Annotated in this window: 17 protein-coding genes and 1 tRNA gene; 5 read left to right on the top strand and 13 right to left on the bottom strand. The window is 75.4% G+C overall.

Annotated elements, in window-relative coordinates; all coding sequences use genetic code 11:
- Window positions 1–33 precede the first annotated feature (33 nt).
- From ACFT5B_RS08980 to ACFT5B_RS08965, 4 genes are all read right to left on the bottom strand, one after another.
- Window positions 34–110, bottom strand: a tRNA-Met gene (locus ACFT5B_RS08980).
- Window positions 111–195: 85 nt separating this feature from the next.
- The gene (locus ACFT5B_RS08975) at window positions 196–3,240 is read right to left on the bottom strand and encodes a UPF0182 family protein (RefSeq protein WP_386797651.1); all 3,045 of its coding nucleotides are present in this window, start codon (window positions 3,238–3,240) and stop codon (window positions 196–198) included.
- Window positions 3,241–3,367: 127 nt separating this feature from the next.
- Window positions 3,368–4,516, bottom strand: a complete 1,149-nt coding sequence (locus tag ACFT5B_RS08970; RefSeq protein ID WP_386797650.1) for a PDZ domain-containing protein — start codon at window positions 4,514–4,516, stop codon at window positions 3,368–3,370.
- 49 nt (window positions 4,517–4,565) lie between these two features.
- Window positions 4,566–5,558 (bottom strand): nucleoside-diphosphate sugar epimerase, encoded by a 993-nt coding sequence (locus ACFT5B_RS08965; protein WP_386797649.1) that lies wholly within the window; start codon window positions 5,556–5,558, stop codon window positions 4,566–4,568.
- A 237-nt stretch (window positions 5,559–5,795) separates the two neighbouring features.
- Between ACFT5B_RS08965 and ACFT5B_RS08960 the strand changes: the two genes are divergently transcribed.
- Entirely contained in the window at window positions 5,796–7,277 is a 1,482-nt protein-coding gene (locus ACFT5B_RS08960) for a zinc-dependent metalloprotease (RefSeq protein ID WP_386797648.1), read from the top strand.
- A 10-nt stretch (window positions 7,278–7,287) separates the two neighbouring features.
- Here ACFT5B_RS08960 and ACFT5B_RS08955 read toward each other — a convergent pair whose 3' ends face one another.
- Window positions 7,288–7,794 (bottom strand): SprT-like domain-containing protein, encoded by a 507-nt coding sequence (locus ACFT5B_RS08955; RefSeq protein ID WP_386797647.1) that lies wholly within the window; start codon window positions 7,792–7,794, stop codon window positions 7,288–7,290.
- A gap of 163 nt (window positions 7,795–7,957) precedes the next feature.
- On the opposite strand from ACFT5B_RS08955, the gene ACFT5B_RS08950 reads away from it, so the two are divergent.
- A complete protein-coding gene (locus ACFT5B_RS08950) occupies window positions 7,958–9,022 on the top strand; it encodes a ThiF family adenylyltransferase (protein WP_386797646.1) in 1,065 nt (354 codons plus the stop codon).
- A 50-nt stretch (window positions 9,023–9,072) separates the two neighbouring features.
- Here the strand turns inward: ACFT5B_RS08950 and ACFT5B_RS08945 are convergent, their stop codons facing one another.
- Window positions 9,073–9,366, bottom strand: coding sequence for a WhiB family transcriptional regulator (locus ACFT5B_RS08945; RefSeq protein WP_386797710.1), 294 nt, complete (start codon window positions 9,364–9,366; stop codon window positions 9,073–9,075).
- A gap of 588 nt (window positions 9,367–9,954) precedes the next feature.
- Window positions 9,955–12,042, bottom strand: a complete 2,088-nt coding sequence (locus ACFT5B_RS08940; RefSeq protein ID WP_386797645.1) for an ATP-dependent helicase — start codon at window positions 12,040–12,042, stop codon at window positions 9,955–9,957.
- A 234-nt stretch (window positions 12,043–12,276) separates the two neighbouring features.
- Here ACFT5B_RS08940 and ACFT5B_RS08935 point away from each other — a divergent pair, with 234 nt between their 5' ends.
- A complete protein-coding gene (locus tag ACFT5B_RS08935) occupies window positions 12,277–12,495 on the top strand; it encodes a mycoredoxin (RefSeq protein WP_386797709.1) in 219 nt (72 codons plus the stop codon).
- Between the two features lie 21 nt (window positions 12,496–12,516).
- Here the strand turns inward: ACFT5B_RS08935 and ACFT5B_RS08930 are convergent, their stop codons facing one another.
- Both ACFT5B_RS08930 and nudC read right to left on the bottom strand, forming a co-directional pair.
- Window positions 12,517–13,368 (bottom strand): class I SAM-dependent methyltransferase, encoded by an 852-nt coding sequence (locus ACFT5B_RS08930; protein ID WP_386797644.1) that lies wholly within the window; start codon window positions 13,366–13,368, stop codon window positions 12,517–12,519.
- Window positions 13,369–13,394: 26 nt separating this feature from the next.
- A complete protein-coding gene (gene nudC, locus ACFT5B_RS08925; RefSeq protein ID WP_386797643.1) occupies window positions 13,395–14,450 on the bottom strand; it encodes an NAD(+) diphosphatase in 1,056 nt (351 codons plus the stop codon).
- Between the two features lie 66 nt (window positions 14,451–14,516).
- On the opposite strand from nudC, the gene ACFT5B_RS08920 reads away from it, so the two are divergent.
- On the top strand, window positions 14,517–15,443 hold the full coding sequence (locus ACFT5B_RS08920) for a phosphotransferase (protein ID WP_386797642.1): 927 nt from the start codon (window positions 14,517–14,519) through the stop codon (window positions 15,441–15,443).
- Between the two features lie 37 nt (window positions 15,444–15,480).
- Here ACFT5B_RS08920 and ACFT5B_RS08915 read toward each other — a convergent pair whose 3' ends face one another.
- The 3 genes from ACFT5B_RS08915 to ACFT5B_RS08905 are packed head-to-tail and all read right to left on the bottom strand — an operon-like array spanning window position 15,481 to window position 22,748.
- Complete coding sequence (locus ACFT5B_RS08915; RefSeq protein WP_386797641.1) at window positions 15,481–19,017, bottom strand: UvrD-helicase domain-containing protein; 3,537 nt, start codon at window positions 19,015–19,017, stop codon at window positions 15,481–15,483.
- A complete protein-coding gene (locus ACFT5B_RS08910; RefSeq protein ID WP_386797640.1) occupies window positions 19,014–22,349 on the bottom strand; it encodes an ATP-dependent helicase in 3,336 nt (1,111 codons plus the stop codon). The genes ACFT5B_RS08915 and ACFT5B_RS08910 overlap by 4 nt, the downstream gene beginning before the upstream one ends.
- Window positions 22,350–22,382: 33 nt before the next feature.
- Window positions 22,383–22,748: a hypothetical protein gene (locus tag ACFT5B_RS08905; RefSeq protein ID WP_386797639.1), complete on the bottom strand. Its 366-nt coding sequence runs from the start codon at window positions 22,746–22,748 to the stop codon at window positions 22,383–22,385.
- Window positions 22,749–22,922: 174 nt separating this feature from the next.
- On the opposite strand from ACFT5B_RS08905, the gene ACFT5B_RS08900 reads away from it, so the two are divergent.
- Window positions 22,923–23,603 (top strand): TetR/AcrR family transcriptional regulator, encoded by a 681-nt coding sequence (locus tag ACFT5B_RS08900; protein ID WP_386797638.1) that lies wholly within the window; start codon window positions 22,923–22,925, stop codon window positions 23,601–23,603.
- 126 nt (window positions 23,604–23,729) lie between these two features.
- Here the strand turns inward: ACFT5B_RS08900 and ACFT5B_RS08895 are convergent.
- Window positions 23,730–24,360 (bottom strand): hypothetical protein (locus tag ACFT5B_RS08895; protein WP_386797637.1); only part of this gene is annotated, 631 nt, incomplete at its 5' end.

Here is a 24,360-nt window from a genome sequence, read left to right as displayed (position 1 = left end):
GCCCCCGACCGTTTCCGGTCGAGGGCCTTTCTCTGGTGGCGGGGGCGGGATTTGAACCCGCGACCTCTGGGTTATGAGCCCAGCGAGCTACCGAACTGCTCCACCCCGCGTCGACTCCGTAACCATACGCGACGACCGGGGGCGGGACCAAATCGGCCCGCCCCCGGTCGTCATGTTGCCCGTGGTGGGGGGCTGTCAGCCGCCCGAGCCGGTCGGCGTGGGCGTCGACGTCGGGCTCGGGGTGGAGCCCGACCCGTCCAGCTTCTCGGAGGCGGCCGTGGCTGCCTCGAGCGCCGTCTGCAGCCGCTTCTGCGCCGCTCCGTAGCCCGCGAAGTCTCCCGCCGTGAGCGCCTTCTGACCGTCCTGGATCGCCTGGTTGGCGTCGGCGAGGGCGCGGTCCAGGTCGGCTTGGGCGCCCGAGCTCGCCGAGCCCGAGCCGCCGGAACCCTCGGTCCCGCCCGGGCCCTCCGACCCGCCGGAACCGGAGCTCTCCCCCGTCCCTCCGGTGCCCTTGTTGCTGTCGTCGGCGCTGGTGCCCGAGTTGCCCTTGAACACCTGGTTGAGCGCTTCGTCGAGGGTGTCGGCGAAGCCGACCTGGTCACCGAAGCCCACCAGCACCTTGCGGAGCAGCGGGAACGACGTGTCGCCGGTCGACTTGAGGTACATCGGCTGCACGTAGAGCAGGCCTCCACCGACGGGCAGCGTCAGCAGGTTGCCCTGCAGCACCTGCGCGTTCGACCGCTGGAACTGCCCGACCTGCTCCGAGACCGACGCGTTGGTGTTGAAGTTGTTCTGCACCTGACCCGGCCCGGGGACGGTCGCGTTGCGCGGCAGCTCGAGGAGCCGGAGCTTGCCGTAGCCCGACGCCACCTTGCCGTCCTCGCTCCCCGCGTCGGCGTCGACCGCCAGGAACCCGGTGAGGATCTGTCTGTCGGTGTTGCCGCCCGGCACGAACGCCGAGGTGAGCGAGAACGACGGCGCATCCTGGTCCGGCATCTGCAGCGTCAGGTAGTACGGCGGCTGGAGCGGGGCGGAGACCCCGGTGCTCGTCGAGACCGTCGGGTCCTTCGGCACGCTCCAGAAGTCCTGCCCGAGGAAGAAGCGCGACGCGTCGTCGACGTGGTACCGGGACAGCAGGGTCCGCTGGACCTTGAAGAGGTCCTCCGGGTAGCGCACGTGGCTCATGAGCGCGCCGGAGATCTGCGACATCGGCTCGACGGTGTTCGGGAAGATCGACTGCCACGCCTTCAGGACGGGGTCCGTCTCGTCGAACGCGTAGAGCGTGACCTTGCCCGTGTACGCGTCGACGGTCGCCTTCACCGAGTTCCGGATGTAGTTGACCTCCTGCGGCGCGAGCGCAGCGATCACGTCGGACCGCTGCGTCAGCGCGTCCGCCGTCGCCGAGTCGAGCGCGGTGCCCGTCGAGTACGGGTAGCCGTTCGACGTCGTGTACCCGTCGACCATCCAGACCACACGCCCCGCGACGACCGCCGGGTACACCCGGCCGTCGAGCGTCAGGTACGGCGCGACCTTCTGGACGCGTTCGCGCGGGTCGCGGTCGTAGAGGATCTGCGAGTCGGACGTGACACGGTCGGAGAAGAGGAGCTGCTCGTCGCCGAACTTGATCGCGTACGCGACCTTGGACGCGAAGTTGCCGATGGACGGGCCACCGTCACCCGTGTAGGTGTAGTTGACCTGCCCCTTCGACGAGTCGTCCGGGTAGTCCAGCTCCCACGGCTGCGTGCCCTTCGGCGCACCGACGACCGAGTAGCCCGGCAGGTTCTGACCGAAGTAGATGCGCGGCTCGTAGGCGCCCAGCGCACCGACGGACGGGATGTCGCGCTCGAAGAAGGCCGGCTGCCCGTCGGACGTCGTCGTGTTGCCGTAGGCGGCGACGACGCCGTAGCCGTGCGTGTACACGGTGTGCTCATTGGTCCAGTTCTGCTGGTCCGCGCCCAGGCCGGCGAGGTTGAGCTCGCGGGCCGCGATGACCGTGTCCTGGCTCTTCCCGTCGATCGTGTACTTGTCGACCGCGAGCGTGTCGGGGAAGTCGTAGTACTGCTTGTTCTGCTGGAGCTGGCGGAACGACGGGCTGACGATCTGCGGGTCGAGCAGGCGGATCTGCGCGGTGGTCTGCGAGTCCTCCTTGAGCGCGCCCTTCTGCGCCGTCGTCGTCGCCTTGTACTGCTGGTCGTCGACGTCGTCGAGCCCGAAGGCCGTCTTGGTGGCGTCGATGTTCCGTTGGATGTACGGCGACTCCTTGGCCTGCTCGTTCGGGTTGACCGTGAAGCGCTGCACGACCGCCGGGTAGATGCCCCCGATGGCGATCGCGGCGACGACCATGAGCCCGACGCCGATGACCGGCAGCCGCCAGTCCCCGCGGAACGCCGTCACGACGAAGATGACGGCCACGAGCACCGCGATCCCGGCGAGGATGAGCTTGGACGGGAGGACCGCGTTGACGTCCGTGTACCCGGCCCCCGCGAAGTCGGTGCCGTTCTTGGTGAGCAGCGAGTACCGGTCGAGCCAGTAGTTCGCGGCCATCGACAGCAGCAGGGCGGCGGCCGTCAACGAGAGCTGGACGCGCGCGGCGCGCGTCGTCGCCAGGCGGCCGCCGGCCGCCGCGCCGACGCGGATCCCGCCGTAGAGGTAGTGGGTGACGATCGCCACGAGGCCCGAGACGATGATGACGGCGACCAGGAAGCCCACGACGAATCGCCAGAACGGCAGCGAGAAGACGTAGAACCCGAGGTCCAGGTGGAACTGCGGGTCCTTGGTGCCGAAGGGCTGGGAGTGCAGCGCGAGCTGCACCTTCTTCCATGCGCCGGCGGCGGAGGCGCCCGCGAACAGGCCGAGCAGGATCGGCAGGCCGATCGTGACGACGCGGCGCAGCGGCTCGATCGCCTCGCGGTACTGGTCGAGGGTCGCCTGTTCGGGCGTGCTCGGCGCGTACAGCGGGCGGTTGCGGTACGCGACCGCAATCGACGCGTAGACGCCGCCCGCCATGACGAGGAACCCGAGGACGAACAGGACGAGCCGGGTGCTCCACTCGGTCAGCAGCACGCGGCCGAAGCCGAGCTGGTTGAACCAGAGCACCTCGGTGCCGAGCTGGGACGCCACCACGACGACCACGACGACCGCCACGAGGACGAGGAGCGTGATCAGCAGGGGGCTGCGCCGGCGGGTGCGGGCGCCGGACGCAGGCCGGCGCGGTTGGGACGGGGACGAGGCGAAGGACAAGGCGACCTCTTCGGATGGCTGGGACGCGGGGTCTCGTGCGGCTGCCCTCAGGCTCCCACAGGTGGACGGATCGGGACGGGTCGGAACGACCGGTCCGCGGCGTCCGGGGCCCGGGGGCGGTAGAAGGTCAGGGTCCCTGGCAGGTGGGGAGCCCGGAGGCGGTGCCGTTCTTGATCGAGCGCAGGTCCTCGCGGGCCTCGTGCAGCGTCCCGACGGCGATCACGTGCATGCCGTCCGGCACGTAGCCGACGACCTCGTCGCAGTTCGTCTTGGGGGCGAGGAACCAGGTCGCGCCGTCGCGCCGGGCGCCGACCATCTTCTGACGGATGCCACCGATCGCGCCGACGGTCCCGTCGACGTCGATGGTCCCCGTGCCGGCGACGGCCTTGCCCTTCGCGAGGTCGTCCGGGGTGAGCTTGTCGACGATCCCCAGCGAGAACATGAGGCCCGCGCTCGGCCCGCCCACGTTGGCGAGGTTGATCGTGACGTCGACCGGGAAGTCGAACGTCGGGTCGATGTAGACGCCGAGCTGGGCGTTGCCGTCGCTCCCCCGCGACGTCCGGACCGCGAGGTCCTTGCTCGCGCCGTCGCGCGTGACCCCGAGCGTCACGGTGGCGCCGGGCGTGGTGTCGTCCAGGGCCTTGAGCAGACCCGTGTACGTCGTGACCTTCGCGCCGTCGAACGTCGTGACGACGTCGCCCTTCTCGACGACGCCCTCGGCGCCCGAGCCGGGCACCGCGCCGACGATCGTCAGCTTCGCGGGAACCTCGTAGCCCACCTCGGTCAGGGCGGCGACCGTCGCCGACTCCTGCGAGGAGACCATCTGCTGGTGGGACTCCTGCTGCTCCTGCTCCTGGGTCGTCCCCGGGGGGAACACCAGGTCGCGCGGCAGGATCACGGTGTCCTTGCGGAGCCAGCCCTCGACCGCCTGGTCGAGCGTGACCGCGAATCCCGGCCCGCCCGCCTCGAGGACCGTGACGAGCCGGAGCTCGCCCGTCGTCGGGTAGGTCTTCGCGCCCGAGACCTGGAGGACCGGCTTGCCGCCGGAGGTCCCGAGCGTGTCGAACGTGGGACCGGGGCTGTTGACGACGAAGGGCGCCGGCAGGAACACGAGCACGGCGAGCAGGACGACGGTGAGGAGCCCGGCCCACGACAGGGTCCGGGTGCGCGGGGTCACGACGGGCCCGGGTGGAGCCTCGGGCGCACGGCCGGACGCGCCGTCCCAGGACGGGCTGGCGCCCCCCTGCGGGCTCATCGGTCCGGACACAGGGGACATCCTGTCGGAGAAACCTGGGAGGAAGCGAACCGGCGGGCCGTAGCACCCGTCATCGGTGGCCGTGCCCGCGCGCCTGGCGCCACACCGCGGCGGTGCCGAGCAGCGCGACGGCCGCCCCGGCCGCCCCGAGCGCGGCCGCGTCGCGCGCCCCCACGCGCCGTCCCGCGAGCGTCAGGCCCGACCGCAGCCCCTCGACGAGCGCGCCCACGCCTCGCGCGGTCGTCCACGACGACCGCCACCCCGCGGCGACGAGGCGCGCGGGGTCGACGGTCCAGGGGTAGACAGCGAACGCGAGCTCGTCCGGCGGCGCCGGCACCGCACCCACCCGGTGCAGGCTCTCGGCGAGCGCGAACGCCGTCGACGCCGGCAGCGTGAGCAGGCGCTTGCCCGCGAGGTCCGCGACCTCGGCCGACGTGAGCGCGTCGGGCGTGCCGTCGTCGTGCACCGGGCCGACGGTCAGCACGCCCGTGAGCCCCTGCACGAGCGTCGTGCGGACGGCCGAGACGAGGTCGTCGACGTGGAGGAGCTGCCACTCGCGCGCGGCGTCGCGGACCACGAGCAGGCGTGGGGCCTCGAAGTGCCGGGTGACGAGCGTGTCGACGCCGGGCCCGACGACGGCCGCGCACCGCAGGACCGACGAGCGGTGCCGGCCGCCCTCTGCCGTGGTCAGCTCGGCCTCGAACGCCCGCTCGAACGCGGCGATCCGCCCGACGACGCCGGGCGACGTCGACGCGACCTCGTCGCGCGGGTCGTCGTCGCGGATGACGGTTCGGCCCGGCGAGGCGCCGCACACCATCGCGGAGCTCACGACGACGCCGTGCAGCCCGTGGGCGACCACCGCGCGGGCAGCCCGGCGGGCTTGCTCGACGAGGCGCTCGCGCCGGTTCCGTTCCGTCGTCTCGAGCGCGAAGTCCGCCGTGTGCGCGACGGCGACGAGCGCGCCGGCGTCGCGCAGGAGGTCCGAGGGGTCGTCGGGGAGCTCAGGGACGTGCGTCGCGCCCAGGCCCACGGCGACCCGCTCGGCGAGGCTGCCGTCACCCACGACGACGACGCGGTCACGGCTCGTCCCGGCGTCCGGAGCGGGTGCGGGGCGCGGGCTGCGCTGAGAGCGAAGTCCGGCGTCCGGCACGCCGCACCACCACCCTTCCGACCCCCGCAGCGGCTACGGTGAAAAGCACCGAGGCCGCCGGCAGCTGCATCCACGACCTGCCCTGACGGCCAGATATGACCAAGGTAACACCGGGGTCAGGCGCAACCGCGGACCTTCCCAGGAGGAGTCATGACCGATCTGCCCGACGACGCCGCGCGCGGCGGTTCGCCCGACCGGTCGGGCTGGGAGGAGCTCCTGCGCTCCGTCTTCGGCGCCGACGCGGACGAGGCGATGCGCGAGCTGCGCGCCCACGGCTTCGACCCCGAGGCGCTCGGCGCGAACAGCGAGCTGGCGGCCAACCCGCAGCTCCTCGGGCCCATCCTCGAGCGCGTCCAGCGCATGCTCACGCAGCCGGGCACGGGCCCCGTCAACACGGACCTCGCGCACGACGTCGCCCGCCAGGTCGCGGTGACCGGCGGCGACCCGGTGGTCACCGCGGGCGAGGCACGCGCCGTCGTCGACGCGCTGACCGTGGCCGACCTGTGGCTCGACACCGCGACCGAGCTCCCGCCCGCGGGCGGGACGCGCGCCGCCTGGAGCCGGTCCGAGTGGGTCGAGCGGACGCTGCCCGCGTGGAACGCGCTCGCGGCCCCCGTGGCGGCGTCGATGGCCGACGCCCTCTCCGGGATCCTCGCCGACCAGCTCGGCGACCTGCCCGAGGGCGCGCCCGGGCTGCCCGGCCTTGACCTGCCCGGCCTCCCCGCGGGCGCTCTGAGCGGGCTCTCCGGCCTCGACCCCGCGACCATGATGCGGTCGATGGGCAGCGCGATGTTCGGGATGCAGGTCGGCCAGGCGGCCGGCACGCTGTCCCGCGAGGTCTTCGGCGCGACCGACATCGGCCTCCCCCTGGTCTCCGACCCGCTGACCGTGCTGCTCCCGCGCAACGTCACGGAGTTCACCGAGGGCCTCGACGCGCCGCTCGAGGAGGTCCGCCTGTTCCTCGCGCTGCGCGAGGCCGCGCACGCACGCCTCTTCACGCACGTCCCGTGGCTCCGCGCCCACCTCCTCGGCCTCGTCGAGGCGTACGCCCGCGGGATCACGATCGACCTCCAGGCGCTCGAGGAGAAGGTCGCGGACGTCGACCTGTCCGACATGGACGCGCTGCGCGGCGCGCTCTCGGGCGGCGGGGTGTTCAGCCCGCAGCACACGCCCGAGCAGACGGCCACGCTCGCGCGGCTCGAGACGACCCTGGCGCTCGTCGAGGGCTGGGTCGACGAGGTCACCGCGACGGCCGCGCTCCCGCAGCTCCCCCACGCCGTGCCGCTGCGCGAGATGCTCCGCCGTCGACGCGCCGCCGGCGGCCCCGCGGAACAGACCTTCGCGACGCTCGTCGGCCTCGAGCTGCGACCCCGGCGGTCGCGCGACGCGGCCGCGCTGTGGGCGCGCATCGGTGCCGACAGCGGGCCCGCGGCTCGCGACCACATCTGGGACCACCCCGACCTGCTGCCCACCGCCGAGGACCTCGACGACCCCGCCGGCTACGCCTCGCGGCGCACCGAGGCGGCCGAGTCGTCCGCGGACCTCGACGCGGCGCTCGCCGAGATCCTGGGAGACGGCGCTCCGGGCGACGACGGGGCGCAGGCGCCCGGCGAGGACGAGCCGAAGGCCTGAGGGCCTCGCGTCAGGACGACTTCCCGAAGGTCACGCCCTCGAGGTACCCGCGCGCCCGCTCGGTGCGCGGGTACGCCTCGAGCAGCTCCCAGAACTCGGGCCCGTGCCCCGCGTGCAGCAGGTGCGCGAGCTCGTGCAGGAGGACGTAGTCGAGGACCCAGCCCGGCATGCCCTGCACGCGGTCCGAGATCCGGATGGAGCCGTCGAGCAGGGTGCACGAACCCCACCGCCGGCCCTGGTTGGTCGACCACCGCACGCTCGACGGGTGGGCGCGCCCCTCCAGGTAGCGCTCCGACAGCTCGGTCGCCCGCTGCAGCAGCTGCCCGTCGGACGGGCGGCGACGCTGCTCCTTCTCCTCGAGCCGGGCCAACATCCGTTCGACCCACTCGCGCTCCTGGGCGCGCGAGAAGCGCGCCGGGATAGCCACGATCGTCCGCTCGCCGTCGCGGTACGCGCTGACCGTGCTCACCCGCCGCCGGCTGCGTCGCACCTCGACCGTGCGCGTGACGTCGGCCACGTCCCGACCATAACCGCCCTTGACCTCGGGCGAAAGGACCACGTCGGGCGCGGCGCGGCCGGGGCCTGCGGGAACGCCCGCACGCACCCCTGTGGACGACGCCCCACGTGTGACGCGGACGTGCCACGGTGGGCGGCACCTGCCGCCCATTCCGGAGGTCGCCATGACCACCAGCACCGCCCGCACCAGGCCGAGCACCGGCCGGCTCGACCGGCTGCGCCTGCGCCCCGGCCTCGAGGTGCTGTGGCGCTCGACGGGCGAGCTCCAGCTCGGCTCCGACCCCCGCAGCGCCGTGCGGCTCGAGGGCCTCGCGGCGCACGAGACCCGGTGGTTGTCGTCGTCGGGCGACAAGCCGCTGCTACCGGCGGCGGCCCGAGCCGGGGTCGACCGCGGACGCGCGCGCGAGCTCGTCGCGGTCCTCGACCGGGCCGGGGTGACCGTCGGCCCCCGCCGGTCGGCCCGCGTGACGGCGCCCGGCGCGGGTGCGGGTGACGCGCCGGCGCTCGGCGCCGTGCACGCCGCGCACGGCCTCGCGGTGCTCGAGCGCCGCGCCCGACGCGCGGTCCTCGTCTCCGGCGTCGGGCGCACCGGTGCGGCGCTCGCCCAGTCGCTCGCGGCGGCCGGGGTCGGGACGCTGCTGCTGCAGGACGCGCGCCCGGTGCTCGGGACGGACGTCGGGGTGGGCGGGCTCACGCTCGCCGACGTGGGCCGGCGTCGCGACGCGTCGGTCGCCGCCCACGTCGCGTCCAGCTCGCCGGCCACGTGCGTGCGCACCGGCTCGGCGGCCGGGTCGGTCGAGCCGGACCTCGTCGTCCTCGTCACGCACCGCGCGCCAGACGTCGCTCGCGCCACCCGCCTCGTCGGCGCGGGCACGCACCACCTCGCGGTCGTGCTGGAGGAGGCCGGCGCCGTCGTCGGGCCGCTCGTGGTGCCGGGGCAGGGCCCGTGCCTGCGGTGCGTGGACCTGCACCGCCGCGACGCCGACTCCCGCTGGCCGACGATGGCGGTGCAGCTGCGGCAGCGCTACGACGGGGCGGCGGCCCCCGAGGAGACCGTCACGGCGACCACGGCCGCGGCCCTCGCCGCCGGCCAGGTCCTCGCCCACCTCGACGGCGTGCCGACGACGACCGCGACCGCGACACTCGAGGTCCGGCTGCCCGCCGCCGTCCCCCGGGTACGACAGTGGCACCCGCATCCACGATGCGGGTGCCACGGTCTTGAGATGTGATCTCGATCCTCTGGTCCGGTCCTCGACCTCGAGTCCTCGCCGGTCGAGGCTCAGGCGGCCTGGGCCGGCTGCACCTTCCGAGGCCGGCCGCGCCCACGCTTCGTGGCGACGACCACGCCGTCCACGAAGACCTGACCGCCCCACACGCCCCACGGCTCCCGGCGCTCGACGGCGCCCGCCAGGCAGCCCTCGATGAGCGGGCAGTCGTGGCACAGCGCCTTCGCGCGCTCGACGTCGGCCTGGCGCTCGGCGAACCAGAGCTCGGCGTCGTTCGTACGGCAGGGCAGGATCTCGGCGAGGATGCGGTCGAACTCGGCAGCCGTGCCTCCGACGGCCTCGGACATGGTCGGGGCGAGGGTGTCGGGGGCGGGGTTCCACGGTCCGGAACCGCCCTGCGGGATCGAGTCGAGCAGCGTCGTGAGCCGCACGATGTCCTCCAGTTTCGTCCTGTCGTTGCTTGTGTGACTGCTTCGACAGGGACCCGGAGGGCCTCGGTACGGCGCCGGTGGCGCCGGTCCCATGAGAAAGGCCGCGGATCCTTGTCGGGGCTCCGCGGCCTGGAGGCTGTTCGGTCGGTTCGACCTACAAGGATGTCCAGGGTACGGAGCTGGGTGCGGGGAGATCGCCGCGCGTCCCGCGCTTCCGGGAACGCGTGGAGACAGAGCTGTAGCCCGCAGACTGCGCAAAGCCGGTCTTCGGAGCCATGATCTCGATCATCGTGATGTTCATCGGTGCACCCACCTCCTCTCTCGTTCGGCACCGTGCGGAGGTGTTCCGCACGACACCCTCGGGCATCGGACTCGTCGACCGTACGCCCCGTCACACAGCGCGCACAACTTATTAACGGACGAGTTCTCGAGAAGTTTTTCTCCGCTGCGAACGCGGCTCGTCCCGGGCAACCGGACGCGCGCGGACGAACCCGACCCGGCCCGTCACGACGGCCCGGCCGCGGCGCGCACGAGCTCGAGCAGCGTCGCACCGTAGCGGTCGATCTTCGCGGGCCCGATGCCGTTGACCCGCGCCAGCTCCGCGACCGACGTCGGCCGCGACTCCGCGATCTCGGCGAGCGTCGAGTCGACGAGCACCGTGAACGCCGGCTTGTCGATCTCCCGCGCCACGCCCGAGCGCCACTCGCGCAGCGCCTCGAACAGCGCCTGGTCGTACTCGCCCGTGAGCTGGACTCCCGCGCGCCCGCCGCGGCCGCCGCCCGTCCGGGACCCCGTGCCGCGCGCCCGGCGCTGCCGGTCGGCCGGGTCGTCGGGCCACAGTCCGTCGAGGAAGCGGGTCCGCTTGCGCGTCGCCCGACCGCCCGGGTGGCGCGACCGCGCGAACGACAGCTCGAGCCGCTCGCGCGCCCGCGTGATCCCGACGTACAGGAGCCGCCGCTCCTCGGCGACGGCGTCGTCGGTCTCGGCGAGCGAGATGGGCATGAGGCCCTCGCTCATCCCCGCGAGGAACACCGCGTCCCACTCGAGGCCCTTCGCCGCGTGCAGGGACGCGAGCGTGACGCCCTCGACCGTGGGGGCGTGCTGCGCGGAGGCGCGCTCGTCGAGCTCGGCGACGAGGTCCGAGAGCGTCGCACCGTCGGGCAGGTCGTCCGCGAGCGCCACGAGGGCCTGCATCGCGTCCCAGCGCTCGCGGACGGCGCCGCGCGCGGCCGGGGGCTGGGGCGCCCAGCCGACCGTGATGAGGACGTCGCGCACGGCCTCGGGCATGGGTTGGTCGGGGTCGGCGGACCGCGCGGCGCCGCGCAGGAGGACGATCGCGTCGCGGACCTCCTTGCGCTCGAAGAACCGGGCTCCGCCGCGGACGAGGTAGCCGATGCCGGCGTCGGCGAGGGCCTGCTCGAACGCCTCGGACTGCGCGTTCGTCCGGTAGAGCACGGCGATCTCGGAGACCGGCACGCCCTGGGCGACGAGACGCCCCACCCGGGCGGCGATGCCCGCGGCCTCGGACTCGTCGTCGTCGTAGGCGGTGTAGGCGACCGGCGGGCCGGACGGGCGCTGCGCGATCAGCTCGAGGGGCGCGCCCGGGCCGCGGCGCCGACCGGTACTCGCGAGGAGCCGGTTGGCGAGCGTCACGACCTCGGGCGTCGAGCGGTAGTCGCGAACGAGGCGCAGGACGTGCGCCTCCGGATAGGTCTTGGAGAAGGTCAGCAGGTGGTGCGGCGTCGCGCCGGTGAACGAGTAGATGGTCTGGCTCGGGTCGCCGACGACGCACAGCTCCTTGCGGCCGCCCAGCCACTGGTCGAGCAGGAACTGCTGCAGCGGTGAGACGTCCTGGTACTCGTCGACGACGAAGTGCCGGTACTGGCGTCGGACCTCGTCCGCGACGGCCGGCGTGGAGCGCAGCATCTCGCCGAGCAGGAGGAGGACGTCCTCGAAGTCGATCACGCCGCGCTCGGTCTTGACCTCCTCGTAGGAGGCGATCAGGCGGGCGATCGTGGTCGCGTCGTAGCCGGCGGGCGTCTCCCTGTCGACCGCGGCGCACGCGCGCTCGTAGTCCTCCGCGGTGACGAGCGAGACCTTGGCCCACTCGATCTCCGACGAGAGGTCGCGGACGGCCACGCGGTCGACCGCGACGCCCAGACGGCGGGCGGCCTCGCCCACCGCGGGCGCCTTGTACTCGAGGATCCGCGGCGGCGCCCCGCCGACGACGCGCGGCCAGAAGTACCCGAGCTGCCGGAGGGCGGCGGCGTGGAACGTGCGGGCCTGGACGCCCTGGACGCCGAGCTGGCGCAGCCGTGTGCGCATCTCGCCCGCGGCGCGCGCCGTGAAGGTCACCGCGAGGACGCTGGTCGGCGAGTACACGCCCGTGCGCACCCCGTACGCGATGCGGTGCGTGATCGCGCGCGTCTTGCCCGTGCCTGCACCGGCCAGGACGCACACCGGTCCCTGCAGCGTGACCGCGACGTCGCGCTGCTCGGGGTCGAGCGCGTCGAGGATGGCGTCGGCGGTGCGGGGTGGCGCAGGTGCGGCGTCGGGGCGAGAGACGGGGCCGGGAGTCGTGGACGTGGACATCGCCTGCGATTCTCGCAGCCGCGGGTGACAGGCGCGGCGCTCGTCCCCAGGCGGCCGGCAGCCGGGGCCGGACGGTCGGGCTCCCGGCCCGGGCAGTCGGGAAGAACCCTGGGTGGGTGGGCGTTGTACGGGGTTGGCGCGGGTGTTGCCGCGCTCGACGTGCACCAGCTGAGGAGTTGCTCCGTGACCGAGACCGCCGTCTCCCCCGTCCTGCCCGAGCCCGGGACCGTCGTCATGTACTCGACGACGTGGTGCGGCTACTGCCGCCGCCTCAAGACCCAGCTCGACTCCGCGGGCATCGGTTACACGGTCGTCGACATCGAGCAGCAGCCGGAGACGGCGTCGTACGTCGAGCAGATCAACGACGGCAACCAGGTCGTCCCGACGGTCGTCTTCCCGGACGGCACCGCGGCCACGAACCCGAGCCTCGCCGAGGTCCGTTCGCGCCTCTGACGGGCCGCGGCGGCGACCGCGTCAGCCGTGCAGCCGCTGCCCGTACCCGAGCAGCGCGACGTGCGGGAGCGCGAGCAGCCCGTCGTCGGCGCGCAGCTCGTCCGCGAGCCGTTCGAAGTGCGCGCGCGCCGACGCCTGCGCCTCCGGCGCTGCGCTCGTGAGCGTCTTGCCGGTCGTCGCGACCCCCGACGCCGGCCCCGCCCACCACGTGTCCGCGTCCACCCGGTGCTCCCAGCGGCGCTCCTCGACGACGACGTCCACCAGCCCGGCGCCCCGCAGCACCTCGGCGAGGCCGTCCACGGTGCGGGGGAAGTCGTCGTCGCGGTCGAGCGCCGGGAAGCTCGCGGGTCGCTCGATGCCGGCCGCCGCGAGAGCTCGGCCGACGAGCGTCTGGCCCGCCGCCGGAGGAGCCGCCCAGATCGTCGCCGCGACGCGCCCGCCCGGCCGGACGACGCGCGCCAGCTCCGTGGCCGCGGCGCGCGGGCGCCCCACGTGGTTGAGCACGAAGCCCGCCGTGACGGCGTCGAACGACCCGTCCGCGAACGGCAGCGCGGGGAGCGCGGCGACGACCCCCGGCAGGCGCGGCGCACCGCCAACCCCGGCCGAAGCGACGGCCGCCGCGACCATCCCCGGGTCCGCGTCGCACGCCACCACGTCCGCGCCGCGCTCGTGCGCTCCGAGCGCGACCGTGCCGGTGCCCGTGCCCACGTCGAGCAGCCGAGGCGTCCGGTCCCCGTCCGCGAGCACGGCGTCGAGCAGGTCGGGGGCCAGGTGCGCGCACAGGTGCGCGAACGACCGGGCGTAGGCGTCCGCGGAGCCGCGCCAGATCTGGCGCTCCGAGCGGTCGAAGGGCGTCGCGAGGTCGGTCGCCACGGCCGACGGCTCGGCCCTCGGCGCGGTCACCGGCGCTCGCCGACGAGCGGGCTCGGCAGCGGGCCACCGAACCACTCCTCGATCAGCGCCCTCGCGATCGACACGCGCCCCGGCGGCAGCAACGCTCCGGCCGTCACCTGGTCCCGCAGCTCGTCGCGCGTGACCCAGCGCAGCTCCGCGAGCTCCGTGCCGTCCGGGTGGAGCGCCGTCGAGCGGGCGCGCGCCCGGAAGCCGAGCATGAGGGACGACGGGAAGGGCCACGGCTGGCTCGCCCGGAAGACGACCTCGCCGACGTCCACGCCGGACTCCTCACGGACCTCGCGGCGCACCGCCTCCTCGGCGGACTCCCCCGGCTCGACGAACCCCGCGAGCGTCGAGAACCGGCCCTCGGGCCACGCGGTCGACCGGCCGAGCAGCAGCCGGTCGCCGTCGTCGACGACGGCCATGATCACCGCGGGATCCGTGCGCGGGAAGTGCTGGAGGCCCTCGGCCTCGCAGCGCCGGACCCAGCCGGCGTCGGTGACGACGGTCGGCTCGCCGCAGTGCGGGCAACGGGGGCTGCGCTCGTGCCACTGCGCGAGGGCGGTCGCCTCGGCGGCGAGCGCCGCCTCGTCGGCGGGCACGGTCACGGCGGCCTCACGGACCGTCCGCCAGCGCCGCTCACGCAGCAGGCCCGACCACGCGTCCTGCGGCGCGATGCCCTCGATGCCGGGAGCCGTCGCGTCCGCGGCGTCCGGGACGACGAGCGCCAGTACGGTCGCGCCGTCGAGCTCGCCCAGCAGGAGCCAGCGCGCGACGGGCTGGGCGGCGTCGGGGGCCCCGAACGCGTCGTCCCGGACGGCGGACGCCGGCAGGAGGTCGAGCCGCTCGGTGGCGGCGGCCTGCGGACCTGCGCCCCAGCCGGCGTCGTCGACGGGCGCCGCGCCGTCGGCCGTGGACACCGGCACCTGCGCGCGATGCACGAGGAGGACACGGGTCGCGTCGTCGGCGAGGGAACGGGCGAGCTCGCCGGGAAGGGCCCGGCGCTCGGCGCTCCGGGCCAGCGGGGTGGCGAGCGGGAGCACGGACGGCAGGTCGGTCACCCGCCCACCGTAGCCGCGCCGCGGGTCGATCCCCGCGCGTCCCCCCGCGCCCGCTACCGTGGGCGGGTGACCCGCTCGCCCTTCGTCCTCGCTGCGCTCTCCACCCAGGCGGTGCGTGGGCTGCAGGCGGTGACCGTCGAGCCGGTGCGCGACCGCGGAGACTTCGACGTCGCCGTCGTCACCGACGAGGACGGCGCCCGCTGGGTCGTGCGCGCCCCCCGGACCGTGGGGGCGGGCGCGTCGCTCGAGGCCGAGGTCGCGCTGCTCGCCCGGCTCGTGCCGTACGTCGAGGCCGGCGTCCTGCCGTTCGCGGTCCCCGCGCCCCGCGGGTACGCGCGCCTGCCCGAGGGCGGGCGCGCCGTCGTGCACGCCGCGCTCGACGGGGCGGCGCTCGAGCTCGAGCGCCTCGGCCCCGGCCCGGGCCTCGCCGCCGACCTCGGCCGCGTCGTCGCCGCGATCCACGAGCTGCCGGTGAGCGTCGTCGCCGACGCCGGGCTGCCCGTCTACACCGCCGACGAGTACCGCGACCGCCGGCTCGCCGAGCTCGACGACGCCGCCGCGACCGGCCACGTCCCCGCGATGCTGCTGCGCCGCTGGGAGGACGCCCTCGAGGACGTCGCGCTCTGGAAGTACCAGCCCGTCGTCGTGCACGGCGACCTCGGCCCGGAGCAGGTGCTCACCTCGGGGACGCGCGTGCGCACCGTGACCGGGTGGGCCGACGCCCGCGTCGCCGACCCCGCGGACGACCTCGCCTGGCTGCTCGTCGCGGCGCCCGAGGACGCCACCGACTCGATCCTCGAGGCGTACCGGCTGCGCCGCACCGAGCTCGCCGACCCGCACCTCGAGGAGCGCGCGCTGCTCGCGGGCGAGCTCGAGCTCGTCCGCTGGCTGCTGCACGGGGTGCGCACCGGGCAGGACGACGTCGTCGCCGACGCCATCGACATGCTCCACGAGCTCGAGGAGGCCGTCGAGGAGGGGGCCGGCGAGTCGTAGGCCCGCCCCCGCCGGGGGCCGGTGGCGGCGGAGCGGCTCAACGATCGCCGCGCACCAGGGCCTCGAGCGCGGCCTCGTCGAGCAGGTCGACCGGGCGCACCACGGTGTCGTCCGCGACGTAGTAGAACGCCGCGGAGACGTCCTCGAGCGGCAGACCCGACCACCGCGACCACGCCAGCCGGTACGCCGCGAGCTGCACCTCGCGCGCCCGCCGCGACTCGGCGTCGTGCGGGGCGCGGCCCGTCTTCCAGTCCACGACGACGGCGCCCGTACGCCCCGCGTGCTCGCCCTGCCGCGGCTCGATGCGCTCGGGGAACACCGCGTCGATCCGGCACCGCACGACGACGCCCGCGACCGGCGTCTCGACGTCGACCTCGATCGCGAGCGGCTCGCGCGAAGCCCACACGGACCCCATGAACGTGGCCCGGAGCGCGTCGAGCTGCTCGTCGGTGCGGACGTCGGCGTCGTCGGCGCCGGGCAGGTCCTCGACGTCGAGCAGGGCCGCCGCACCGAAGTACCGCTCGACCCACGCGTGGAACGCCGTGCCTCGGCGCGCGTGCGACGACGGCCTGCGCGGGACCGGACGGCGGCGTGACAGGGCGAAGGCGTCCCGGTCCGCGGCGAGCGCCACGAGCCCCGACGCCGAGACGTGCGCCGGGAACGGCACCTCGGCGCGGGCCGCCTCGTGGGTCGCGCGCTCGGCCAGCAGCAGGCGGGCGAGCGCGGTGAGGTCGTCGTCGTCCGCGGGGTCGGCGGCGAGCACCGACGCACCGACGGCGACCGCGTCGCGGACCGCCGCGGCCGCGGCTCGGACCGCGCGGACCGCGGGCGACGGGCCCGGCTCCGCACCGTCCCCGGCGGACGCCACACCGGGTGAGAGGGCTTCGTCGAGGTCCGTGCCGTCCGAGGTGGCCGCCTCGCCGTCCGCCGCCGTCTGGCTGTCGGCGGCGACCGCGGGCCACCAGCCGGTGCGGACCCGGTCGGCGAGGGGGTTCGACGCGCCGTCCTCGGGGACGTCGGCCCACGCGTCGGGCCGTACCCCCGACTCGACGAGCTCGGTGAGGAACACCGACGGCTCGCTCGGCCGCGTCCCCGTCCGCCACCACGACCCGGACAGGTGCAGGTCGTGCCGGGCCCGCGTGAACGCCACGTAGGCGAGGCGCCGCTCCTCGGCGAGCTCGTGCTCACCCGAGGCGAGCTTGAACGCAGCGAGAGCGTCACGCAGCCCGGTGGCGTCCTCGGCGTCGTCGTACGCGAGGCGCGGGAGGTCGCGCGCGTCGCCGCGCAGCGGGTAGGGCAGGTTGCCGAGGCCCGTCAGCCAGCCCGAGTCGGTCGGGCCGTCCTCGCCGAACCGCACCTGCGGGAACGCCTGCTGCACGAGCCCCGGCACGACGACGACGTCCCACTCGAGGCCCTTCGCGCCGTGCACCGTGATGACCTGGACGGCGTCGGGGTCGACGTCGCGCAGCGGCAGGTCGAGCCCGCCCTCCTGCGCCTGGGCGGCACCGAGCCACGCGAGGAACGCGCCCAGGGTCGGGGTGTCAGCGGACTGGGAGAACTCCACGGCGACGTCGCGGAAGGCGTCGAGGTGCGCGCGTCCGAGCTCGCTGCCGCCCTGCGCTCCCGCGTCGAACAGCGCTGCGGCCACGTCGACCTCGATGTCGAGGCCGAGCGCGCGCTCCGCCTGCGTGACGAGCTCGGGCAGGGACAGGTACGTCTGGGCGCGCACGGCCCGCAGGTCGCGCGCGAGCGAGCCGAGCCGCGCGTGGGCCGCCGAGGTGAGCGTCCGGCCGTCGCGGGCCGCGCGCCCCGGGGCCGGGAGGTCGTCGAGCGCGTCGACGAGCGAGCGGTGGTCGACGACGTCGCCCTCGAGGATCGCCGGTTCGTCGTCGGGGAGCCCGTCGGTCGGCGCCGCGTCCCGGCCGGCCGGGTCCCCACCGTCCGACGAGGTGGCGTCGGGCCCGTCGGCGCCGTCGGCCGCTCGCCCCGCGCGGCGGTCCTGCGCGTCGGCGAGGTCCCGCGCGCGGCTCGCGAGCGCGAAGAGGTCGGCCGCGCCCAGGTTGACGCGCGGACCGGTGAGCAGGCGGGCGAGCGCGTCGCCGCGCGACGGGTCGTGCGCGACCTGCAGGAACGCGACGAGGTCCGTGACCTCGGGCGTCGACAGGAGCCCGCCCAGCCCGACGACCTCCACCGGGATCCCGCGCGAGCGCAGCGCCGCCTCGACGGGCAGGAACTGGCGTCGCGCACGGCACAGCACCGCCGCGGACGGCATCGGGCGGCCCGCCGCGGACGCCTCGTCGCGTGCGCGAGCGACCACGTCGGCGAGGTGCGCGGCCTCCTCGTCCTCCGTCGCGTGGAACGTCACGTGCACCGCTCCTTCGCCTGCCCCGGGACGAGCCGCGAGCCGGTCCACGGGCACCTGGGACGACGCGCGCAGCGGCTCCGCGGTCCGGTTCGCCACGTCGAGGATCGCCCGGTCGTTGCGCCACGACGTCGACAGGCTGAGCACGCGCGCGCGGGCTCCGTGCGGGCTCGCGGACGTGGGCGCTAGGCGGAACCGCTCGGGGAAGCGCCCGATGCCGCCGGCGCTCGCGCCGCGCCACCCGTAGATCGACTGGTTGGGGTCGCCGACGGCCGTCACGCCGTGCCCCGCGCCGAACAGCGCCGCGAGCAGCTCGACCTGCGCGTGCGAGGTGTCCTGGTACTCGTCCAGCAGCACGGCGCGGTACCGCCCGCGCTCCAGCCGTCCGACGACGGGCACCTCGCGGGCGAGCCGGGCCGCGATCGCGACCTGGTCGCCGAAGTCGAGCGCCTCGAGCCTCCGCTTGCGCTCGCTGTACGCGGCGACCACGTCGAGAAGGCGGCCCCGCTCGCCGAGACTCGCGAGCAGGCTCGTGACGTCGGCGTAGTGCGTCCTGCGCCGGCCGAGCGGGACGGCCGCGATGCCGTCGGCGAGGCGCTCGAGCCGCGCCCTCGCCTCCGCGGGCTCGAGCAGGTGCTCCGCGAGCGCCCCGGACAGCGACCGCACGGCGTCGATCACGGACGACACCGCCGCGTCGGTGCCGAGGTCCCCCGCCCAGGACTCCACGACCTCCGCCGCGAGCTGCCACTGGCTCGCCTCGGACAGCAGCCGGGAGCCCGGCTCGATCCCGAGCCGCAGGGCATGGTCGCCCACGAGCCCCGCCGCGTACGCGTTGTACGTGGACACGGTGGGCCGGTCGAGGAGCGCCAGCCCGTCGCTCGCCGCGCCCGTCCGTCGCGCGAACTGCGCTAGCCGGTCCTGGACGCGCAGCGCGAGCTCGCCGGCAGCCTTGCGCGTGAACGTCAGACCGAGGACCTCCTCGGGCCGCACGTGCGCGTTCGCGATCAGCCAGACCACGCGCGACGCCATGGTCTCCGTCTTGCCCGAGCCGGCGCCCGCGATCACGAGGAGCGGCGCGGCCGGGTCGGCCTCGATCACGGCGACCTGCTCGGGCGTCGGGGCCGGCCGGCCCAGGACGTCGGCGATCTCGAGGGCCGCGTACGGCCGGCGGACGGCCGGGGGCGGGAGGATGCGGTCGAGCTGCTCGGTCACGCGATCACCTGTCGTCCCTCGGGCTGGGCGGGGCACGTGCGACGCACCGGGCACGACCCGCACAGCCGGTTCTCCTGCGCCAGGAACGCCGACCCGGCCATCGTGCGCGCGACGCCGTCGACGAGCTCGGCCGCCCACGCGCCCCCGTCGGGCTGGTCGTCGAGGGCGGGCTGGTCGCGCAGCGCGGCGTTCCGGCCCGTGCCGAGGTAGACGAGCCGCGCCCCCGCCGGGCGAGCACCGTCGGGGAGGTCGGCGCCGGGGCCGCCCTCGGGCTGCTTCGAGCCGTCGAGGCCGCCGAGCTCGACCGCGAGCTGGTAGGCGCCGAGCTGGGCGTGCTGCTCGGTGTCGGCCTTCGACGGCGCGTTGCGTCCCGTCTTGAGGTCGACGACCTCCACGGCGCCGGGATCCTCGGTCGCCTCCACGCGGTCGATCACGCCGCGCAGGGTCGCGCGCTCCCCCACGTCGACGCGGAACGGCACTTCGACGGCGAGCGCCGTGCGGCCCTGGAGGTACCCGGCGAGGCGTTCGACCATCGCGTCGGCCCGGCGGCGCGTCTGCGTCGCCGGCCAGCCCGGCTTGAGCCCGAGCTCCGGGAAGCGCCGGTCGAGCTCGGCCGCGAGCGCCGCGTGGCCGCCGTCGGGCAGGGTCTCGGCGACGGCGTGGACGAGGGTGCCGAGCGTCTGGACCGTCGCGTCGGGCGCGGTGCCGCCCGCGGTCTCGAGCGCCCACCGCAGCGCGCACGCGTCGACGAGCTCGACGCGCGACGGCGACACGACGACGCGGTCGTCACCCGGGTGGAGCGGGGCGTCGCTCGTGACGTCGCCCGCGCCGTACCAGTGAGCGGGGTCGGCGCCGGGGACGCCGGCGCGGGCCAGGTCGGCGAGCAGCCCGGCGGCCCGGTCGGGCGGCAGCGCGACGGGCGGGTCGCCTCCCGCCTGCGGTCCCGTCGCCTCGACCTCGACGAGCCGGCGCCGCAGCGACGCGACCAGACCCCGCAGGTCGAGCGACGCCTCCCGGCGACGCGGGGTGCGCCCCTCCTCGGGCGGCGCCTCGACCAGGTCGAGGAAGACGGACGGGCGCTCGTCGGCGTCGTCGACGGCGGTCACGAGGAGCCGGCGCCGCGCGCGAGAGACGGCGACCGCGAAGGCGCGCAGCTCGTCCGCGAGGACGGCACGGCGCGCCGCGGCCCCGGTCTCGCCCTCGGTGCCACCGACCTCGCGTCGTGCGAGCAGCTCGACGAGGGCCTGCGAGCCGAGCAGCGAGTCACGCAGGCGCAGGTCCGGCCACACGCCGTCCTGCACGCCGGTCACGACGACGACGTCCCACTCGCCGCCCGCCGCGCCGGCGGGCGTGAGCGCCGACACGGAGCCCGCGCCGACGGCCTGGGCCGCGAGCGTGTCGGCGGGCAGGTCCTGCGAGCCGAGGTAGTCGAGGAACGCGCGGACCGGCGCCTGCGGGAGCCGGTCGACGAACGTCTCCGCGGCGCGGAACAGCGCGAGGACGGCGTCGAGGTCGCGGTCGGCGCGCGCCCCGGCCGTCCCGCCCTCGAGCGCGAGGCGCTGCCACCGGTCGGCGAGCCCCGTGGCCTCCCACGCGGCCCAGAGGACGGACTGCGCGTCGGCGTCGGGCTCGCGCGACGCCACCCGGGCCGCCTCGACGACGCGCGCCACCCGCTCGGCCGGGGTGCGGACAGTGGCCGGGAGGGTGGCCGCGCGAGCCGGGTGCTCGACGGCCTCCGCGAGCAGCGCGTCCGACGCCCGGCCGCCACCGCCCGCACGCTCTTCCGCGCGCAGCGCCCGGCGCAGGCGGCGCAGCCCGACGACGTCGAGCCCGCCGAGCGGCGACGTGAGGAGCTCGGCCACGACGATCGGGTCAGCCGCGGTGGCGGCTCCGTCGGCCGGCTCGGGCGTCGCCGCCGCGTCCTCGAGGTCGAGGGCGAGCGCCACGACGGCGAGCAGCGGCCGCACCGCGGGCTCGTCGCGCAACGGCACGTCGGAGCCCAGGAGGTTGACGGGCACCTGGGCTGCGAGGAGTCCGCGGCGAAGCGCCGCGAGCTGTCCGCCGGCGCGCGCCACGACGGCCATGCGCTCCCAGGGCGTGCCGTGCAGGAGGTGCTCGGCCCGCAGCACGCGCGCGACGTGCGCGACCTCCTCGGCTCCCGAGACGAACGTCGCGACCTCGACGGAGGGCTCGTGCGGGCTCGGTTCGTCCTCGGGCGCGGGAGTCGAGGACGCCCGCCGGTGCGCCGCCGCACCGAGCGTCGGGACGGCCGACGCGACCCGCGCGACGACGTCTCGTATCGGGGCGGCGTGCCGCCAGGCAGCAGCCAGGTGCACCGTCCGGGCGTCGAACGCGCCGACGTGCCCTGGCCCGGCGCCGGGCCGCGCGCCCGCCTGGCCGAGCAGGGCCGGGCTCGCGCCGCGGAACGTCTGCACCGCGACGTCGGGGTCGCCGACCAGGACGAGGCGCGCGCCGTCGCCGCGCAGGACCTCGAGGAACGACGCGGTGGCCGCGGTGGCCTCCTGGTAGTCGTCGACGACGACGAGCCGCCAGCGCGGGCGCGGCACGCCCGGCAGGTCCGCGTCCCAGGTGCGCAGCGCGTCGGCGGCCTCGGCGACGACGACCGCCGGGTCGACCCGCGCGCCCCGGTCCGGGGTTCCCGTGCCGAGCGCCATGACGGCGAGGTACTCGTCGTAGAGCTGGGCCGCGAGCTCCCACTCGGGACGGTCGTGGAGGCGGCCGAGCGCAGCGAGCTCGGACGGCAGGAGATCGTGCTCCGCCGCGCGCATCAGCAGGTCGCGGAGCTCCTGGCGGAACCCTCGCAGCCCGAGGACGTCGTCGGGCAGGCCCGGCGGGAGCGTCAGGGGCACGCCGACGCCGGCGACGTGGCCGGCCAGCAGCTCGGACAGCAGGAGGTCCTGCTCCGGGCCCGACACGAGGGTGGGCAGCGGGTCACCGAAAGCCTCGGCGCGCGAGCACAGCACCGCGAACGCCGCGGACGCCGCGGTCCGGACGAGGGGTGCCGAGAGGGTCCGCGCCGCCCGGTACGTCAGGACGTCGCGCAGGGAGCTCGCCGCACGACGCGACGGCGCCAGGAGCAGCACCTCGTGCGGGGCTACTCCCAGGGCGAGCGCCTGCGCGGCGGCCTCGACGGCGACCGTCGTCTTGCCCGTGCCGGGCGCGCCCAGGACGACGAGCGCCTCCCCGGGCGCCAGTTCCCCGGCGGCCTGGAGCGCCGCCGTCTGCGACCCGTCGAGCCCGGTGCCCGACGCCGCGGCACCCAGGTCGAGCGGTGCGGGCGGCAGGAGGCTGACGGCGGGAGCGGGCGGCACGGGCTCATCCCACCACGCGCCGCCGACACCACGTCACGGCAGCGGGGACCCAGCCTCACCGCGGCGAGGGTGCGGCACGAGCGGGGCGGCGACCAGCCCGAGTGCGACGAGGCCGCACCCGCCGAGCGACGCCCAGCCGGCCCGCCAGGGCCACGCGCCGGCCTGCTGACACCCGTCACGCAGGTCACGACGGACGTCGTCGGACATCTCCCCGCCCGTGACCGCGTATCCGCTCCCCGGGTGGACGTGGAAGGCGCTGCCGCAGATCCCGCCGCCGACCTCGACGTCCCAGCTCCACCACGCGACCGTCATGACGCAGCCCAGCGCGAGCACGAGCGCCGCGCTCCGCAGGCGCCGTCCCGACGTCCCCGCGCGGCGCCCTTCCGGTCCTGTCGACATGGCCGGGATCCTGCCACGGGCGAGATGTCCACGCCGCGGCGACACCACGAAAGGAACGTTCACCGAGGTCAGCGGCCCGCCGTCTCACCAGGCGTACAAGCCCTTGGACACCCGACCGGAGCCCTCTACCATCCGATGACCGGCTCGCAAGCCAGGCCCGAAGGGGGGAACGACGTGCCCGCCACCGCAACGCTGACCCACCGGATCCCGCGTGCCGCACGTCGGGTCCAGCTCCTCGGCATCGCCACGCGCCTGTTCGCGGCGCACGGCTACCACCACATCTCGATGGACGACCTCGCCGACGAGGCCGGCGTCTCGAAGCCCGTGCTGTACCGCCACTTCCCCTCCAAGCTCGAGCTCTACCTCGAGGTCGTGGACGCGCGCGGCGCCGAGCTCGTCGCCGCGGTCGACGCCGCCCTGGCGCCCGCCCGCGACGCCGACCCGTCCGTGTCGTTCGACGGCGGCGACGTCGTGCAGGCGGTCGTCGAGGCGTACGTGTCGTTCGCCGTGGACGCCGGGCAGTCCGCAGCGCTGCTCTTCGAGTCGGACGTCATGCGCGACGACGCCGTCCGCGAGCGTGTCCTCCGGCCCGACGCCGTCAACGCCGACGCCTTCGCCGACGTGCTCGTCCTGCGCTGCCGCATGGACCGCGAGCAGGCTCTCGTCCTCGGGCGCACGTGCACCGCGATCGCCCGGTCCGCGGCCACGGAGGTCGCTGAGCAGGCGCGCCTCGCCGCCCGCCGGAAGGACCACGGCGGTCGGGACGGTCGCGGCGTCGACGACGCGACCATCAGCAGCATCCTGTCGACCTTCGCGTGGCGAGGTCTGCGCTCGTTCGTCGCGCCCGCCACCTGACGCCCCGTGCGGCTCGGGCGTTCGCCGAGTGCGACGCCCGCGGGGTCGGGTGCGCGGGTGGGCGCGGGCAGGTGGTTCGGGCTGTCGTGCTGCGGCCCTAGGGCCGTGCGCACTCCCTTACGCCCTTCACCACCTCCCCGCACCCACCCGCTCGGCCGTGGTCTCGCCCGCCCGCACGCCCGTCGAGCATGCGATCAGCCACGCGCGCGCCCGGCCCCCTTCTCCCGTGAGTGCGTACTCTTTGCGCGACACACCCGGCGAGTCGCGCAAAGAGTACGCACTCACCGAGAAGGGTCCGACCGAGCATGGGGATGCTCGCATGCTCGGCGCCGCGCGCGATGCCGTGCACGCGACTCTCCGGAATCTGCTGCCCCGAGCCGAAGAACCCCACACGATCCGGAGGCTCGGCGCACCGGCCCACACGTCACCGTCGGCGAACCCAGCGTCACCCTCGGCGAACGCGGCGTCACCCTCGGCGAACCCAGCGTCACCCTCGGCGAACGCGGCGTCACCCTCGGCGAACCCAGCGTCACCGCCGGCGAACGCGGCGTCACCCTCGGCGAACCCAGCGTCACCCTCGGCGAACGCGGCGTCACCCTCGGCGAACCCAGCGTCACCCTCGGCGAACGCGGCGTCACCCTCGGCGAACCCAGCGTCACCGCCGGCGAACGCGGCGTCACCCTCGGCGAACCCAGCGTCACCCTCGGCGAACGCGGCGTCACCCTCGGCGAACCCAGCGTCACCCTCGGCGAACGCG

This window comes from Luteimicrobium sp. NPDC057192 (genome assembly GCF_042670205.1).
Classification (GTDB): Bacteria; Actinomycetota; Actinomycetes; order Actinomycetales; family Cellulomonadaceae; genus Luteimicrobium.
The sequence above is the reverse complement of the archived record's forward strand: the minus strand, read 5'-3'. Positions and strand labels throughout refer to the sequence as shown.